Below are 16,254 nucleotides of genomic sequence, written 5' to 3'. Positions count from 1 at the left end.
AAGTTAAGCCCTCTAGCGCCGATGGTACTGCTAACGCGGGAGAGTAGGTCGCCGCCAGTTTTTTTAAAAATCCTTATCATTCATTTGATAAGGATTTTTTTTTGTTTCTATACATTGCATCTCCACCTCAGTACATCAATAGTTTGGCAGCATTTGCAATCTTTTCCAGGCTACCGCACTTCTGCCATAGAAACACCTGCCTTAAATATAAGTTATTGAGTTACTGTAAAGTAATTATTTGATTGTATTGGTTCTGGATGTCCCAGCGCTAAAGTGTGGTGATGCAAGCCATCAGATAATAAAAAGTCAGATGTCTGACATCTGACATCTGACATCTGACATTATTTGTGTAATCGTTTTCCGGGGATTTTGTTGTTTAATTATCTCCCGGCTATTCCGAATCATATCTTTTTATTAGTTTTGTCAAAAGGGCGTTTAAAGTGTATATTGTGAGAGTTAGATTGTTTTCTGTTGTATTATTGATGTCTGCTGCTGTGTATGTGCATGCACAACTCATCGGTATTGGGGCTAAATTTGACAAGGAACTGATGTTTCAGGCCACAGTCAATGCTCCTGTTCTTTTTGATAAAGATTTACCTTACGAAGTTTCTTTTGGAGTGGATTATACCTCCGGGAATCCGCTGTTGCCTTCCGGACTGCAGTTTCAAAGCATCGCTATGTATTTTCTGGATGAAGGGAGTTCAAAGTCTCACTTAGTTTATGCTGGTCTTACTGCCGGCTATTTACTTGATTTTAATTCCCGGTTCAGTAACCAGTTTCGTTTTACCCCACATCTCTATGCAGAATGGGGCTTTCTGGTCTTCAAACTAGGCTATGATTACCTTTTGCCCCTACAGAAAGGAAGTCCGTTCATTTCGGTGGGGCTTGGTGGCGGGTTTTTGTTCCGTCATTTTAAACTGATGTAATTCTTTCCGGCTTCCCTGATTTTTTTGATTACGTGGCTGCTCTGTCAGTGTTTCGAAGCACATCCCCTCAACATAGCCGTGATGGCAGCGGCTACCCCGCACACGCCCCTGGAAAGGGGCGGGGAGGAGTAATAGCGTACAGCGCGCAGAACACGTATGCCGAAGCACCGCACATGAAGCTCCTATACAGCATGAGTCTGAATGAAGTAGAAATTTTGTTGGTTTTTAGGTGTTGTTAATGTTATTGCTTTTTGAGTGATAATAGTGTTGTGAAATAGTAGTTTATTTTTCTATTTGTTAAGAAAATTTGATTAATTTTGATGGAAACAAAAATTTTTATTATGTTGAAAAATTACTATCTTATTTTGATTTTAGCACTGTCTGGTTCTATGATGAAAGGGCAGGCCGGCAATGCCTTGAATTTTGACGGATCTAATGACTACATTTCTTCGGCTGTTCCTACTGTGTTTAATGACGTTTCCACTCAGGATTTTACTCTTGAAGTTCGGGTGTATCCCACAGCTTTCTCTACCAACAGGGTGTTTTTTGTGCAGACCACCTCATCAAACTATCTGAGTCTGATGCTCAATTCTGCCGGCAAATTGTATGTGTATGGTACAGGTATCAGCAGTTTTGCGACCGATAACTCACTGCCGCTGAATACCTGGACGCACATTGCAGTAAGCAGAAGTGTTACGGGAGGACTGGCAGTATATCTGGACGGCGTGCTGCAAACCGGAATTGGTGGCGGAACCTCCTCTACCGGTACAGCAAATTTAATGGCTTTTGGCGCTAAATCTGACGGAATGCAGCGTTTTGCCGGTACCATGGATGAGTTCCGTGTTTGGAGTGTAGTGCGAACTCCTGCTGAGATTACCGCGGCTATGAATACTGAAATTGCACTGCCTCAGAATGGGCTTGTAGCATATTATAAATTTAACCAGGGAATTGCAAATGGAAATAATCCTACGGAAACCACTCTGAATGACGAATTGACTAACCTGAACGGTACCTTGCATAATTTTGCACTGAGCGGTACCGGATCTAATTGGGTTGGAAACAGCACGCTTTCTACAGCAGAAACCGGAGCCACCAATTTATCATTTACTGTTGCACCCAATCCTGCTGCTGATTTTATTACCATCCGCGGACTCAAAGATTCTGAAGGATTCAAGATGTACAGCATGTCCGGACAACTGGTAAAAACAGGCAATGCCGGTAAAAGAAGCAGCCGTATTGATGTAACGGATCTGGCCAGAGGGATGTACATTATTCAGATCGCAGGGCAGCAGGTAAAATTCCAGAAGCAATAGCGCTTTCATTCAGAATGAAAAAGAGTCCCGCGTGTAGTGAGGACTCTTTTTTTGGAGTTTGCTAAAGTACTTTCAGATTAAGTACAATCGCATTTCCGAATATTTTTTTGGATATTTTCTCAAAATTCCGGGTAATATCCGAAACATAAAACTCATACTCGGGAGATTTGTTTCCGGTATTCAGCAGTTGGTGTTTATCCAGTATCTGTTTAAGTTCAGTAACCACTATACCCGGGGAGTCTATGACGCGTACACGGTTACCGTAGAACTGTTTTATTTCATTGATGAGCAGCGGATAGTGGGTGCAGCCCAGAATCAGGGTTTCAATGTTTTTCAGTTTGTTATTGCTCAGGTAATTGTAGATGATGGCATGGGTAATAGGATGATTCCGGAAGCCTTCTTCTATAGCCGGCACCAGCATAGGCGTAGCCAGTTCAACTACTTTAATAAATTTGTTATGTTTACGGATGCTTTTGCGGTACAGACCGGAGTATACGGTTGCTTTGGTGGCAATAACCCCTACATTGGTATGGATTTCAAAAGCCACTTTCTCTGCCACAGGGTTGATGACATCTATTACCGGAACTCTGCCGTCTACCAGTTCAATTACTTCTTTCAGAGCATTAGCAGTGGCAGAATTGCAGGCAATGACAATGGCTTTACAGTTTTTCTCCAGCAGAAATGTTGCAATCCTGGTAGCGTATCCGACAATCGCTTCACGGCTTTTTTCACCATAGGGCAGGTGTTTGGTGTCCCCGAAGTATACCAGGTTTTCCTGTGGAAGCATGCGCTTGATTTCGCGCGCTACCGTGAGACCGCCCACGCCGGAATCAAAAATTCCAATGGGTTGCTGTGCATTCAGATCCGAATAATCTTCTTTTTTCTTTTTCAAACTGAAATATTTAGTGCAAAAATAACCAATTATGGCGGATTCCTAATCAGAGTTTAAATAAATCTGAGGCAATTCCGTCTGCCAGAAACCAATGTTTCTCCGGGATTTTCATATGGTTTTCTGCCAGTATGAGCAGGCCGTCTTCCAGTTTTGAACGGCTTTCGTGCTTCAGGTGTTCCATCAGGTCGTCTCCGCACAGTTGCTGCAGCTTCCGGAGGTCAACTCCGCGGGAGGTGCGCAGGCCGGTCATCACCATTTCGTTAAACCGGTCTTTGGCACTCAGGTGTTCGGATTCTGAGGGCAGTCTGCCTGCTTCCAGTTCACGGATGTAAAGGATGTTATTGGCCAGATTCCAGCTTCTTCGGTCTGATCCGTCATACGAATGTGCAGAAGGGCCTATTCCCAGATATGGGCTGTATTTCCAGTATGCAGAATTGTGTTGCGAGTAAAATCCGGGTCTGGCAAAATTTGAAATTTCATAATGGTCAAATCCGTTTGCTTTCAGAAAGTCGCACATCAGATGGAATTCCAGGTTTTGTTCTGATTCTGAAGGTTGCTGAATCTTATTTTGTGAAATCCATGCGCTCAGTGCGGTTTTTGGTTCTACGGTTAATGCGTATGAAGAGATGTGCGGTACCTGCAATGCTGCGGTTTTCTCCAGATTCTGTTTCCAGATGTCTGTATCTGACACCGGCGATCCATAAATAAGGTCAATGCTGATGTTCTCAATTCCGGAGTCCTGCACCCTTTTGATGGAATCTTCTGCCTGGGCAGCATTATGCGCACGGTTCATGAATTTCAGCTCTGCATCGTGGAAACTCTGAGTCCCTATGGAAAGCCGGTTAATTCCTGCGCTGCGAAGTCCTTTCACGAATGCCGAATCCAGGTCATCCGGATTGGCTTCCAGGGTGATTTCAATGTCCGGTGCAAAGTTATGGTGTTGCAGGATCTGATCCAGCAGGGATCTGATTTCATCTGAAGAAAGTACAGAAGGTGTTCCGCCGCCAAAGTAAAGTGAACGCAGGGTTTTGTCCTGCAGTTCCCCGCCCCGCATCGTGATTTCCTTTTTCATAGCGCTCAGCATTTCTTCCTTTAGCTTCAGTGAAGTAGAGAAGTGGAAATTGCAATAGCTGCATTTTTGTTTGCAAAAAGGGATGTGAAGATAAATCATAAAAAAAGCTCCGGAAATTCGGAGCTCAAATGTATTGAATTATTTTTTGATTAGTAACGATATCCTCTGGTGTTGATGAAGTTATCGAAATTATATCCCAGACCAATCATGAAACTGCTTCCACCATAGTCGGCGATATCAGAAAGTCCGATATTATAGGTAGCCCCGATCATCATTCTGTTCAGCTGAACTTTTACAATTGGAGAGATGCTCAGACTCTGGTTGTCAAATCTGTTCTGAGTGTATCTGAAACTTGCACCTGCAGAGAATTTATTGTAATCTGTTTTTACGGTTCCCATTAGGTTCCCGTCCAGCATAATACTGGAATTGGTGTTTAATATCATCAATGCAGACGGCGTAACAGTGAAACCGTCTGTAAGGTCCCAGTCATATCCCAGATTCAGATAAATTTTAATGGGGGAAGGTTCAAAGTTATTAACAATGGCTTCGTCATTACTCAGTGCAATATCGGTAACGGAAGCTCCTGCGAAGAGGTTTCTGTAGGTTGCGGCCAGACCAAAGTTGGCGTACATCATGAAAATGCTGTTATCTCCCTGCAGCAGGGGATCATTTGGCATATCCGTATTCAGTTTAGTGTAGTCAAAGTTCATATTGTACGCACTTACGCTGGTACCGAATGAAAACTGATCTTTTCTGTCTCCGTCACTGCTGATCGGGATAAAATAAGAAGCACCCAATGTTACTCCGCCGGCGCTGATAGGTCCGTTCTGATCTCTGAATACAGAAATACCGGCACCTACTCTGTCGAAAATATTCGCATGCATCCCGATGGATTGTACATTCGGCGATTCGCTAAAAGAGGAGTACTGTTTTTGATAATTGGCATTCAGATGCACATAATCCGTTTTACCATATTGAGCGGGATTAAAAAGAAAATCACCGTCTAACAAATATTGCTGATAGTAGGGTAATGTTTCCTGTGCGTGGAATGCGCTAGAAAATAGGGCAAGACAAACAACAGCATATAGTTTTCTCATAACAAATCTTAATTTCAATTGAACAAATATAAAAAATTTATTGGTATATTTTTATTTTTCGATATAATTTCTCCATTTTTTTATTGCTGCGTCCATATCCGCAGGCATCGGACTTTCAAAATACATTTCTTTTTTCGTCACCGGATGCACAAAGCCCAAAGTGTGGGCGTGCAGGGCATGTCTTGGCATTATTTCGAATATATTGTGAATGAACTGTTTATATTTGGGCAGGTTTTGTCCGCGAAGCGGGATGTGGCCTTCATAGCGTTCATCATTGAGCAGGGTGTGTCCGGTGTGTTTAAAATGAGCCCGGATTTGATGGGTGCGTCCTGTTTCCAGCCGGCACTCTACCCAGGTCATATAACGCAGTCTTTCAATCACTTTATAATGGGTTACGGCATGTTTTCCCTGGCTTCCGTCTGCAAAAACAGCCATTTGCATCCGGTTTTTCGGGTGTCGGCCTATGTTTCCGCTGATGGTTCCCTCGTCTTCCTCCAGATTTCCCCATACAAATGCCCAGTACAGTCTTTTGGTTTTGCGGTCAAAGAATTGCTTGGCCAGATAACTCAGCGCATATTCATTTTTGGCTACGACCAGGAGACCGGAGGTATCTTTATCTATGCGGTGTACCAGTCCCACACGGTCCAGGTCGGTTTTGGTTCCGCTTTGTTCAAAATGCCAGGCCAGCGCATTGACCAGTGTGCCATCCCAGTTGCCGTGACCCGGGTGAACAACCATTCCTGCTTCCTTGTCCACTACAACCACATCATCATCCTCATAGACAATATTCAGCGGGATTTCCTGTGGCCGGATGATATTTTGCCGGGGTGGGTGGGCCAGCACTACCGAAATTTCATCGCCCGGTTTTACTTTGTAGTTTTGTTTTACGGTCACCCCGTTTACCAGAACATTTCCGGCACGGCAGGCTTGTGAAATTTTATTGCGGGTAGAGTTCTGCCGGAAGAGTACCAGGTATTTGTCTATACGCAGTGATTCCTGATTCCGGTCAACTTTCAGTTTAAGATGCTCATAGAGACCACTGTTTTCATCCTCACCGGACGCTTCTTCCAGTAATTCTTCATCTGCAAAATCTTCATCAAAAGTTTCCATTTCTGTATTCAAAAAAGCTTCGCAGAATCTGTGAAGCTTTGCATTTTATTACGTTGAGCTTATTCTATTACTACATTTCTGGCTTTGGGTTTTTCTGCCGGTTTTGTGGGTTCGGCAGCAGGTTTTGCCGGAGTAGTGGTGTTGTTTCCGGTTCTGTTCCGGGTGGCGGTTCCGTTTTGCTGGGCAGTTCCTGTGGTATTGTTCTGAGGTCTTGCTGCAGGGGTTGCCGGCTTGGGTTCTGCTGGTTCCGGCTGCACGGGTGCTTCGAAAACCGGTTCTTCAAAAGCGGGAATTTCTTCGTAGCGTACCGGTGGCAGCGTAGTATCTATTTTAATTCTGTACAGCGAATTCAGCTGGGCGATTTTACCGCTCATTTCGGCCGGTGACTTCTTACTGGCCCATAAATCTACCTGCATGCCCTGATCCCGGAGTTCGCCTCCTGCCGGATCCTGGTAATATACAATGTCATGAGGATCTCCTTTTCCGTCTTCATGCTCTACCAAACCTATTTCAAAAAGATTATTGCCAATGATGGCCCGGGCTTCAGCTACAGTAAGTCCCACCACGTTCGGGATGGCTATATTTCGTTTTGGTCCGGCTCCGATGACCAGGTCAATGGAGGTAAATCTGGGCAGCTGTGCACCCGGCTTCAGTTCGGAACCATTATACAGCATCCGGATGACAGCATCGCGCTGAATGCTGGGCTCGTAAATGGTGTCGCCCACTTTAAGGCCTACTTGCTCTAACCGGCGGAAAGCCAGACCTTTATACCGGTCCAGAATGTCCGGAATGGTTACTTTGGACCAGGATCTCGGGTTCACGCGGATTTCTACCACCCTGCTGTTTTTTACCCGTGCTCCCGGTTTCGGAAACATATTCAGTACCTGAAATGGTCTGTATTTCGGGTCATATTTAAAGCTGTCCACTTTATAGGCAAGTCCCTGATCTTCCAGTATTTTAATGGCCTCATGTACAGATTTGTTCATTACATTGGGTACCGGGATTTCCTGATTATGCTTGGTGTGAATTTCCAGCCAGCGAAAGGTAAGCCATACCAGACCGGTGAAAACTACAACGGCCAGCAGAATATTTACAAGGACTTTCCAGTGGAAAAGTGATTTCAGCATCAGATATACATTTAATATAGTGGCAAATATAAATAATAATTTTAAAAAATATCATGCGTGTACCGTGCTTTGCTTTGCAGCATGCAGCATCCTTTTTCACAAAATAGTGCCCGGACAAGGAATAAACCAACAAAATTGCTAAATTTGCCTTACTGAGCTTAAATTATGGAAAAGAAAAACGTGGCTGTGGTCATGGGCGGCTATTCAGATGAATACGTAGTATCCCTCAAAAGCGGTCAGTTGATATATGACTCCCTGGACCGGGAAAAATACAACGTCTATAAAGTGGTTATTCTGAAAGATGACTGGTATTTTCTGGATGATCACGGAGAGAAAGTCCCCATGAACAAGGCAGATTTTACCGTAGATCTGTCCAGCGGTTACAAGGTTAAATTTGATGTGTGTTTCAATATTATTCACGGAAAACCGGGAGAAAATGGTGAGCTGCAGGCTTACTGGGACATCATTGGCCAGAAATATACCGGTTGCAATTTCTACCAGAGCGCCCTTACCTTTAATAAAAAAGATACCCTGGCAGTTCTTTCCAAATACGGAATTCCTTCGGCAAAAAGTATTTACCTTAGGAAAGGAGAGGACATAGATGCAGACTGCATTGTGGCAGAACTGGGTCTGCCTTGTTTTGTAAAACCGAACCAGAGCGGTTCCTCGCTGGGGATTACCAAAGTGAAAAGTGCCACGGAGTTTCAGGCAGCTTTTGAATCTGCTTTTGCTGAAGATGATGAAATCCTTATTGAAACTGCGCTGAACGGCATGGAAGTGTCTGTGGGTGTGGTAGATTTTGAGGGCGAAACCATCGTGCTGGGCATTACCGAAATTGTTCCCAAAGGGGAATTTTTCGACTATGAAGCTAAGTATGAAGGCGCCAGTGAAGAGATTACGCCGGCCCGCCTGGATGCTGAAACCCGCAACCGGGTAGAAGAAATTGCCAAACGGGCATATGATTCTCTGGGAATGAGTGGTTTTTCGCGCAGTGAATACATCATCATGGATGGCATTCCTTATATGCTGGAAATGAATACCAATCCCGGTTTTTCGCCGGCTTCTATATTACCTCAGCAGGCCAACATTTATGGCATTTCCATTCAGGATCTTTGTGGAAACGAAGTGGAAAAAGCCCTCAAAAAATAGTATACTGAATATGAGAATAGCTGTTTTCCCCGGCTCTTTTGATCCCATTACCCTCGGACATTATGATATTGTAGAACGGGCAGCACCCCTTTTTGATAAAATCATTATTGCCATCGGCCAGAATTCCAAGAAAAACTATATGTTTTCTCTGGAACAGCGCATGGAGTTCATCCGCAAAACCTTTCACGATTTTAATAATGTGGAGGTAGACCACTTCGAAGGGCTTACCGTAGATTACTGCCGCAGTAAAAACGTAAACTTCATTTTGCGTGGTCTCCGCAATCCGGCCGATTTTGAGTTTGAAAAAGCCATTGCACAGACCAACCGCGAACTGACACGGGACAATAAGATAGAAACCATATTCCTGCTTACTTCTTCAGGAAAATCGTTTATCAGCAGCAGTATTGTACGGGAAATTATCAGTTTCAACGGAAACTACGAACTTTTGGTTCCGGATGCGGTGCGCGTGTAAATAAGTAAAGAACATTGGAATTTCAACAAAATATCAGCCTTGCCATAGAGCTTCTGGGAACCATTGCCTTTGCTATGTCCGGCGCTTTTGCCGCCATGCAGAAGCGTTTTGATCCCTTTGGAGTGCTCATTATTTCCTTTGTGGCGGCCGTGGGCGGGGGAACCATCCGGGATTTATTGCTGGATGTGCCCGTTTTCTGGATGTATGATGTAATTATCTGTTTAGTGATTTTTCTGGCTACCGTGCTGGCTTTCATCGTGAAGTATTTTGATAAAAATTTCAGGGTTACTTTGTTTTTGTTTGATAGTTTCGGACTGGGACTTTTTACCATCATCGGCATTCAGAAAGGACTTAATGCGGACCTTCATCCCATCATTTGTGTCACACTGGGCACTATTACCGGGTGTTTCGGAGGGATTCTCCGCGATATATTGCTGAACCGGATTCCTTTAATTTTCAGAAAGGAAATCTATGCCACAGCTTCTATTGCCGGCGGCACCCTATTTCTGTTGTTGCTCAATTTCAGTACAGTGACCTATACGGTTCTGCAGGTTTCCACCATTTTGCTCATTGTCCTCATCCGTACGCTGGCCGTAAAATACCATTGGCAAATGCCCAAATTTTACAGTACCCGCTCAGATGGGGAGATGTAAATCCGGCATTAATCCGGCGAACTTTTCTGGAATCACTGACCATTATGCATTTCTGCATAATTTTTATCGGCAATAAAAACTCCGAATGTCCTGTCAACATTCGGAGTCCTCAATTACTAAACTACTAAAAAAATTAATTAGGGTTCTGATTTCACATCCTGTGCAGGACGTGGATTATTTTATAACGTAATCTGATGGTCAAAAATTGTATGTGAATGAAAAATATTTGCATTCCTGCAACGTCGCTTAAATGACTATCGTTCAGATCATTGATTTCAGATAAGAACACCACATGCTTTCTCTCAAAAAACCTTATCTTTAGGCGTCAAAAATTGAGTATGGATTTAGAATTTAATAAAAGAGAGGATCAGAATAAACTGAAACTTTCGGAAATTAACCGGATTTTTTCCGAAATAAAGAAAGGTGGGGGCGAGAAACGTATGCAAAAAATCCGTGAGGAGGGCAGACTTACCGCAAGAGAACGTATAGAATATCTGCTGGATCCTCATACCGACTCCATAGAAATAGGTGGTTTTGCGGGTTATGAAATGTATGAAGAGCATGGCGGCTGTCCAAGCGCAGGTGTAGTGGTGGTGATGGGCTATGTTTCCGGAAAGCAATGCCTTATTGTGGCAAATGATGCCACTGTGAAAGCCGGTGCATGGTTTCCCATTACCGGCAAAAAAAATCTCCGTGCACAGGAAATTGCCATGGAAAATCGCCTGCCCATTATTTATCTGGTAGATTCGGCCGGGGTTTACCTGCCCATGCAGGATGAAATTTTTCCCGACAAGGAACATTTCGGAAGAATCTTCAGAAATAATGCGAAAATGAGTTCCATGGGTATTATTCAGATTTCTGCTGTGATGGGAAGTTGCGTGGCCGGAGGTGCTTACCTGCCCATTATGAGTGATGAAGCCATGATTGTAGACAAAAGCGGATCCATATTTCTGGCCGGCAGTTATCTGGTAAAGGCAGCTATTGGTGAAAATATTGACAATGAAACTCTGGGCGGTGCCACCACGCATTGTGAAATCTCCGGGGTGACCGATTATAAAGCCAAAGATGATAAAGATGCACTGAACCGCATCAAAAATATTATGAAGTCCGTAGGCACTTACGAAAAAGCGGGCTTCAACAGAATTGAAAGTGCAGCACCCAAAGAAAAGCCGGAAAATATTTTTGGCATCATGCCGGCATCACGCACAGAACAATATGATACCTATGAAATCATCAGATGTCTGGTAGATGATTCAGCTTTTGAGGAGTATAAGCCCGATTATGGCAAAACCATTATTTGTGCTACGGCCCGAATAGACGGCTGGAGCGTGGGAATTGTAGCCAATCAGCGAAAACTGGTCAAAAGCGGTAAAGGTGAAATGCAGTTTGGTGGTGTCATCTACTCAGATTCTGCAGATAAAGCCACCCGCTTCATTGCCAATTGTAACCAACGGAAAATTCCGCTCGTTTTTCTTCAGGATGTAACCGGGTTCATGGTGGGTTCCAAATCCGAACATGGCGGGATTATAAAAGACGGTGCCAAAATGGTGAATGCGGTAGCCAATTCGGTGGTGCCAAAATTTACTATTGTCACGGGGAACTCTTACGGTGCCGGAAATTATGCCATGTGCGGTAAAGCTTATGATCCGAGACTGATTGTCGCCTGGCCGTGGGCAGAACTGGCGGTGATGGGCGGAACTCAGGCAGCAAAAGTGCTGGCACAGATTCAGGAATCAACCCTCAAAAAACAAGGTAAGGAAATTACCGAAGAAGAGCATCAGGAAATTCTGGATACCATATCCAAACGCTACCAAAAACAAACTGAACCCACCTATGCCGCCGCACGGTTGTGGACGGATGCCATCATTGATCCTACAGATACCCGCAAATGGATATCGATGGGTATAGAAGCGGCAGATCATGCGCCGGTGACCGAGAAATTTAATTTAGGGGTGATTCAGGTTTGATGTTTAACCTTAAAAGAAGTATGATGAGAAACTTGATGTACATGCTGTTGTTCATTTTTCCGGGGCTGATGATTGCTCAGTGTACCATTTCCGGCAATGCAGCGATGAATGCAGGCGATGAGTCCGTATATACAGTGACCGGCGATGCGGCGCAGTGTGCGGATTGTCATCTGTGGGTTACCGTTGGCAGCAATGCCACCATTTCCGGGAATAACCGCCAACAAACGGTGAAACTCAAGGCGGTTGCAGGTGGCCGGCAGGTGCTCTCGGCAGCGGTTCTCACACCGCAGGGGCTGGTGCAGTGCAGTAAAAATATTGACATTACAGACGGAAAACCACAAGCAGCAGTGAACACATCGGTTCCGGATGTACAGGCACAAACCGCAACTGCTCCTCAGACCTCGAAGGTGGACTGCGACATTGAGGTCAATAATTACAAAGAGGTGAAGTATGCAGAGGGCATTGTTACGTTTTTCCCGAATGTCAACCAAAGCAGATACTCTTATGAATGGACCGCAAATTATGCCACGGGTGAAACCATGAAATCCACAGAGAAAGTACCACAGTTTCCGTATACCAAGGAAAAGAGCATCACCGTTGTGAAATTACGGGTGGTCTCTTCTGCCTGTATGCGTGAGTTTACCAAAACTTACGACAGCAGTTACTGGCGGTGGTTTTAAAAGCTCAATACAGACATCAAAGCAAACCCCGGCGTTGGTCCGGGGTTTGTGTTTTTTAGATTTTCAGGTTGCCCTCCACACCATCACTGTTATCGGTTTTGCTTCCCGTAATAACAGACGTTACAAAACTGATCAGTGAAACGAGTTTGCCTGCTTTGGTATCCCAGTAATACACATTTTCGGGAGCCACCCGGATGATGGATACCGCAGGGTCATCCTTGCCGTCGAACCAGGCATTGGCTATGGGCGTCCACTGTTCTTCTATGGTTTGCCGGTCACCGTAGATATAGGCCTGGCCGTACACCGACAGAAATTCTGAGTCACTTTTATTGACAAAATAAAGTTGAACGCGACGGTCATCACGGATTTCAAAATTTTTATTGCTGGCATCACTGCTCAGAAACCAAAGGTTTCCCTGCGAGTCACATTCCTGCAGGGACATGGGTCTTGCATGAGCGGGAAGCGATGTGAGTTCTGTGCAGAACATACAGACACCTGCACGTTTGTTGGGTTAATAATTTTACACCGCCTTTCGTTGCTGCATAAGCGGCCAGGCCTTCTCTGGCCACAAAACTGTGAATAGATCCGGAGTTGATAATCACGCCGCCGGTTCCTTGTTTTCTGAATTGTTTAATGGCATAGCGGTCACTCAGGTAAACGCTCTTCAGGTTTACGTCGATTACCTTTTGCCAGTCATCTGTTTCCAGGTCTTCAAGGGTTTTTTCAATATTAATTCCGGCATTCGCAAACATGATGTCCAGTTTCCCGAACTCGGCGACTGTTTTTTCTACGAGTTGGGCCACATCACCCTCTGCTGCAGCGCGGATTTCAGACTTTCTTCCGGCGGGCAGAAATGGGGTTTTTTCGGTCTGTGGTTCGGCTGTTTTTGGATACATATAGGTATTGTCAAAAAAAACCATTTTGGCCTGATGGGTTTTGCATGCTTCCATTGCATTTTTAATCATCAGTACATATTGTTTTTCCCAAAGATCGGTATTCATGGGCAAACCCACCGTGACGTAAACGATTTTGCTCCCTTCCACCGCACGTAATGTGGCGGCGAAATCCGTGAGGTCTGCTGCCATAATTTCGTCTGAATCATGCAGTTTTTGCGGATTTCGGCTCACCAGACGTAACTTTTTCGAATATGACCGGTGCAGTTAGCGGGCAAGTTGATCTCCGATGGGTCCACCGGCTCCCAGAATCGTTTGCATTTCTTTACTTTTAGCGTTATTTAAATATCAGTTCATTTGCAATGGCAATCTGCTCAGGATGAACAGAATGTCCAAAACCATCATAAATTTTTACGGTCACATCCGCATTCATGTCACGAAGAATTTCTTCTGTGTCGTACACCCGCTTTACCGGTACATGAAAATCCGGATTGCTGGTTCCAATGAAAACCGGAGTTTCCCGGAAATTTCCGGTATAGTGGATCCGGTTAATCTCTTCGCCAATGACTCCGCCAATAATAGCGGCAGCGCCACCATATTTCTGTGCATTTCTGGCCAGATATTCCAATGCAAGACAAGCGCCCTGCGAAAACCCGAAGAAATATATGTGTTCTGCAGCTATGCCATTGTCCGTGGCCCACTGTACTGTTTCACGTATATTTTCCAGTGAGGAACTCAGCCAGGGTTCATTCTGCTCAGCCGGGGCCATAAAGGAATACGGATACCAGGTGTGCTGGGTGGCCTGTGGTGCCAGCAGTGCATAGTCAGACACGTTCAGATGGCTTGCCATCTGTAGAATCCCTGCAGCATCTGCTCCGCGGCCATGAATCATGATCAGCGCTTTATCTGCTTCTACAAGAGGTTTTCCTGCAGTTTTGATGTCTAATAGATGTTTCATTTTTTAAATTTTTCTGTGGGGTAATTAAAGGTCGGTAAGATTTTGCTGAGTTCAGCACGTCTTCCTTCATACTGCGCAGGCAGTTTCAATTCCATCCCGAGTGTGCTGAGGTCTTCATCTGCTGTGAATCCCGGTCCTTCGGTGGCAATTTCAAAAATAATGCCCCCCGGTTCGTTAAAATAGATGGACGTGAAGTAATTCCGGTCTTTTATTCCGGTCGTATTCAGACCATATTCGTGGATCTTTTCCATGATTTGCTGCTGCGTTTCACCGTCCGGCGTGGCAAAAGCGACATGATGAACCATTCCTCTGCCCGGCAGCCCTTTCATGGCATCCGGCGCACGAAGGATATCGATATAATGCCCGGGTGCGTCTGTGGCAGCATAGCGTTGGCGGTGATAGGATTCATGGATCAACTCATGATTCAGAATCTTGGTGAGCAGCGCACCTGTTTTTTCGGGCGATTCCAGCCAAAGTTCCACGTGGTGAATGCCACGGATGCTGTGTTCCGGCGGGATATGGCCTGAGAAGGAATATCCGGCACGTTCTTCTTTTTCCGTAAAGACCAGCTCAATACCCAAACCGTCATCATCTTCAAGATAAATAAAAGCTTCCCCCGGAAACCGCTCCTGGACAGGTTTGAAAGTGATATGGAACGCCGTAAGTCTTTCTTCCCAGTACTCTACGCTGCTGAAAGGCAGAGAAAAAGCGGTGGTTGAAATCTTACCTTTTCCATGTCGGCCCTTCTGTAAGTCTTTGCCATAAGGAAATGTGGTCATAATGGTACCTGCGGTTCCGGTGGCATCGCCAAAATAGAAGTGATACGCTTTGGGATCATCAAAATTCACCGTTTTCTTCACCAGCCGCATGCCCAGCAGGCCGGTGTAGAAATCTATATTTTCCTGGGCATCGCCGGACACGGCAGTGACATGGTGGATGCCGGTAATTAACTTTTTCATAAGCATCAGTTTAATTTGGGGAGTACTGCTTCTATTTTGGACCTCACGCCTTCATATTGTTTCGGGAGTTTAAGTTCAGTTCCCAGTTGCGAAAGTTCTTCATCTACGGTGAACCCGGGATTGTCAGTCGCTATTTCAAACAAAACACCACCCGGTTCGCGGAAATATAGTGAATAGAAATAATCCCGGTCTATTCTAGGGGTAATGTTAAGACCTGCTGCTACAACTTTTTCACGGATGTTCATCAGGATGTCATCATTTTCCACCCGGAAGGCAATATGGTGGTTGGTTCCGGCAGCATTGTGACCCCGAGGTATATTCGGATCTTCAATAATATCTATAAAACGAGCCGTACTCACGGTGTCTGTGGCGTATCGGTAGCGATTTCCGTCGGTTTTCAGGATGGTATATCCTAAGATATCGGTCAGCACTTTTGCAGTGGCGTTCGCATTTTGCAGGGTCAGAGTAACGGTGTGGAAGCCTTTTAATGCTACATCTTCGGCGATTTCTGTGGTGGTCCAGACGGGTCTGTCATCGGCAGTTTCGGGTTCTATCAGTTGCAGGTGAAGGCCGTCCGGATCCATAAATGAAATTGATTTTTCGTTAAAGATAAAGCCTTCACTGAATGAAATATCATACGATTCCAGACGTTTTTTCCAGAATTCCAATGCGCCTTCCGGAATCGCATACCCAATATGCGTCGCCATTCCTGAACCGTTTTTTCCTCGCCCGATTCCTTCCCACGGGAAGAATGTCAGAATGGTTCCTGCCGCTCCGGTTTCATTTCCGAAATAAAAATGGTAGGTGCCGGGATCGTCAAAGTTTACAGTTTTTTTAACCAGTCTTACGCCTAAAACTTTCGTGTAAAAATCCAGATTTCTTTTAGCTTCGTTTGCGATTGCAGTAATGTGGTGCAATCCTAATATTCTGTTTTCCATGACTTCAATATTTTGTTAATCCAAAGGTAGAAGGAATCAACAGGCCGG

General features: G+C 44.8%; 17 protein-coding genes. 7 read left to right on the top strand and 10 right to left on the bottom strand.

Going from position 1 to position 16,254, the window contains the following annotated elements; all coding sequences use genetic code 11:
• Positions 1–449: 449 nt before the first annotated feature.
• Both LKO26_RS12685 and LKO26_RS12680 read left to right on the top strand, forming a co-directional pair.
• Positions 450–926 carry a hypothetical protein gene (locus tag LKO26_RS12685; RefSeq protein ID WP_227588264.1) on the top strand — a complete coding sequence of 159 codons (477 nt, stop codon included), beginning with the start codon at positions 450–452 and terminating at the stop codon, positions 924–926.
• Positions 927–1,267: 341 nt separating this feature from the next.
• Positions 1,268–2,239, top strand: a complete 972-nt coding sequence (locus LKO26_RS12680; protein ID WP_227588263.1) for a LamG-like jellyroll fold domain-containing protein — start codon at positions 1,268–1,270, stop codon at positions 2,237–2,239.
• Positions 2,240–2,300: 61 nt separating this feature from the next.
• Here LKO26_RS12680 and murI read toward each other — a convergent pair whose 3' ends face one another.
• Genes murI through LKO26_RS12655 form a run of 5 tightly spaced genes read right to left on the bottom strand, consistent with a single transcriptional unit; the run spans position 2,301 to position 7,537 of the window.
• The gene (gene murI, locus LKO26_RS12675) at positions 2,301–3,131 is read right to left on the bottom strand and encodes a glutamate racemase (protein ID WP_227588262.1); all 831 of its coding nucleotides are present in this window, start codon (positions 3,129–3,131) and stop codon (positions 2,301–2,303) included.
• A gap of 46 nt (positions 3,132–3,177) precedes the next feature.
• The gene (gene hemW, locus LKO26_RS12670) at positions 3,178–4,302 is read right to left on the bottom strand and encodes a radical SAM family heme chaperone HemW (protein WP_227588261.1); all 1,125 of its coding nucleotides are present in this window, start codon (positions 4,300–4,302) and stop codon (positions 3,178–3,180) included.
• A 50-nt stretch (positions 4,303–4,352) separates the two neighbouring features.
• The gene (locus LKO26_RS12665; protein WP_227588260.1) at positions 4,353–5,300 is read right to left on the bottom strand and encodes a PorP/SprF family type IX secretion system membrane protein; all 948 of its coding nucleotides are present in this window, start codon (positions 5,298–5,300) and stop codon (positions 4,353–4,355) included.
• 51 nt (positions 5,301–5,351) lie between these two features.
• Positions 5,352–6,410, bottom strand: coding sequence for an RluA family pseudouridine synthase (locus tag LKO26_RS12660; RefSeq protein ID WP_227588259.1), 1,059 nt, complete (start codon positions 6,408–6,410; stop codon positions 5,352–5,354).
• Positions 6,411–6,469: 59 nt separating this feature from the next.
• On the bottom strand, positions 6,470–7,537 hold the full coding sequence (locus LKO26_RS12655) for a PASTA domain-containing protein (protein WP_227588258.1): 1,068 nt from the start codon (positions 7,535–7,537) through the stop codon (positions 6,470–6,472).
• 165 nt (positions 7,538–7,702) lie between these two features.
• Between LKO26_RS12655 and LKO26_RS12650 the strand changes: the two genes are divergently transcribed.
• From LKO26_RS12650 to LKO26_RS12630, 5 genes are all read left to right on the top strand, one after another.
• Complete coding sequence (locus LKO26_RS12650; RefSeq protein WP_227588257.1) at positions 7,703–8,686, top strand: D-alanine--D-alanine ligase; 984 nt, start codon at positions 7,703–7,705, stop codon at positions 8,684–8,686.
• Between the two features lie 10 nt (positions 8,687–8,696).
• Positions 8,697–9,158, top strand: a complete 462-nt coding sequence (gene coaD / locus LKO26_RS12645; protein WP_227588256.1) for a pantetheine-phosphate adenylyltransferase — start codon at positions 8,697–8,699, stop codon at positions 9,156–9,158.
• Between the two features lie 14 nt (positions 9,159–9,172).
• Positions 9,173–9,811 carry a trimeric intracellular cation channel family protein gene (locus LKO26_RS12640; protein WP_227588255.1) on the top strand — a complete coding sequence of 213 codons (639 nt, stop codon included), beginning with the start codon at positions 9,173–9,175 and terminating at the stop codon, positions 9,809–9,811.
• A gap of 338 nt (positions 9,812–10,149) precedes the next feature.
• Positions 10,150–11,778: an acyl-CoA carboxylase subunit beta gene (locus LKO26_RS12635; protein ID WP_227588254.1), complete on the top strand. Its 1,629-nt coding sequence runs from the start codon at positions 10,150–10,152 to the stop codon at positions 11,776–11,778.
• A 20-nt stretch (positions 11,779–11,798) separates the two neighbouring features.
• Complete coding sequence (locus tag LKO26_RS12630; RefSeq protein WP_227588253.1) at positions 11,799–12,458, top strand: hypothetical protein; 660 nt, start codon at positions 11,799–11,801, stop codon at positions 12,456–12,458.
• A gap of 55 nt (positions 12,459–12,513) precedes the next feature.
• On the opposite strand, the gene LKO26_RS12625 is transcribed toward LKO26_RS12630, so the two are convergent.
• The 5 genes from LKO26_RS12625 to LKO26_RS12605 all read right to left on the bottom strand — a co-directional run bounded on the left by LKO26_RS12625 (position 12,514) and on the right by LKO26_RS12605 (position 16,206).
• The gene (locus LKO26_RS12625; protein WP_227588252.1) at positions 12,514–12,945 is read right to left on the bottom strand and encodes a pyridoxamine 5'-phosphate oxidase family protein; all 432 of its coding nucleotides are present in this window, start codon (positions 12,943–12,945) and stop codon (positions 12,514–12,516) included.
• A complete protein-coding gene (locus LKO26_RS12620; RefSeq protein WP_227588251.1) occupies positions 12,881–13,585 on the bottom strand; it encodes an SDR family NAD(P)-dependent oxidoreductase in 705 nt (234 codons plus the stop codon). The genes LKO26_RS12625 and LKO26_RS12620 overlap by 65 nt, the downstream gene beginning before the upstream one ends.
• Before the next feature lie 103 nt (positions 13,586–13,688).
• On the bottom strand, positions 13,689–14,309 hold the full coding sequence (locus tag LKO26_RS12615) for an alpha/beta hydrolase (protein ID WP_227588250.1): 621 nt from the start codon (positions 14,307–14,309) through the stop codon (positions 13,689–13,691).
• Entirely contained in the window at positions 14,306–15,268 is a 963-nt protein-coding gene (locus tag LKO26_RS12610; protein ID WP_227588249.1) for a ring-cleaving dioxygenase, read from the bottom strand. The genes LKO26_RS12615 and LKO26_RS12610 overlap by 4 nt, the downstream gene beginning before the upstream one ends.
• Before the next feature lie 5 nt (positions 15,269–15,273).
• Positions 15,274–16,206 (bottom strand): ring-cleaving dioxygenase, encoded by a 933-nt coding sequence (locus LKO26_RS12605; RefSeq protein ID WP_227588248.1) that lies wholly within the window; start codon positions 16,204–16,206, stop codon positions 15,274–15,276.
• Positions 16,207–16,254 lie beyond the last annotated feature (48 nt).

The sequence above is a fragment of the Chryseobacterium sp. MFBS3-17 genome (assembly GCF_020687745.1).
Taxonomy (GTDB): Bacteria; Bacteroidota; Bacteroidia; order Flavobacteriales; family Weeksellaceae; genus Marnyiella.
This window is presented reverse-complemented; position numbering and strand designations above follow the sequence as displayed.

What these genes read in the sequence shown, in the direction of transcription:
- LKO26_RS12680 (WP_227588263.1), top strand. Translation starts at nt 1,268, where the DNA reads ATGTTGAAAAATTACTATCTTATTTTGATTTTAGCACTGTCTGGTTCT.
- hemW (WP_227588261.1), bottom strand. Translation starts at nt 4,302, where the DNA reads ATGATTTATCTTCACATCCCTTTTTGCAAACAAAAATGCAGCTATTGC.
- LKO26_RS12665 (WP_227588260.1), bottom strand. Translation starts at nt 5,300, where the DNA reads ATGAGAAAACTATATGCTGTTGTTTGTCTTGCCCTATTTTCTAGCGCA.
- LKO26_RS12660 (WP_227588259.1), bottom strand. Translation starts at nt 6,410, where the DNA reads ATGGAAACTTTTGATGAAGATTTTGCAGATGAAGAATTACTGGAAGAA.
- LKO26_RS12655 (WP_227588258.1), bottom strand. Translation starts at nt 7,537, where the DNA reads ATGCTGAAATCACTTTTCCACTGGAAAGTCCTTGTAAATATTCTGCTG.
- LKO26_RS12650 (WP_227588257.1), top strand. Translation starts at nt 7,703, where the DNA reads ATGGAAAAGAAAAACGTGGCTGTGGTCATGGGCGGCTATTCAGATGAA.
- coaD (WP_227588256.1), top strand. Translation starts at nt 8,697, where the DNA reads ATGAGAATAGCTGTTTTCCCCGGCTCTTTTGATCCCATTACCCTCGGA.
- LKO26_RS12635 (WP_227588254.1), top strand. Translation starts at nt 10,150, where the DNA reads ATGGATTTAGAATTTAATAAAAGAGAGGATCAGAATAAACTGAAACTT.
- LKO26_RS12630 (WP_227588253.1), top strand. Translation starts at nt 11,799, where the DNA reads ATGATGAGAAACTTGATGTACATGCTGTTGTTCATTTTTCCGGGGCTG.
- LKO26_RS12625 (WP_227588252.1), bottom strand. Translation starts at nt 12,945, where the DNA reads ATGTTCTGCACAGAACTCACATCGCTTCCCGCTCATGCAAGACCCATG.
- LKO26_RS12615 (WP_227588250.1), bottom strand. Translation starts at nt 14,309, where the DNA reads ATGAAACATCTATTAGACATCAAAACTGCAGGAAAACCTCTTGTAGAA.
- LKO26_RS12610 (WP_227588249.1), bottom strand. Translation starts at nt 15,268, where the DNA reads ATGAAAAAGTTAATTACCGGCATCCACCATGTCACTGCCGTGTCCGGC.
- LKO26_RS12605 (WP_227588248.1), bottom strand. Translation starts at nt 16,206, where the DNA reads ATGGAAAACAGAATATTAGGATTGCACCACATTACTGCAATCGCAAAC.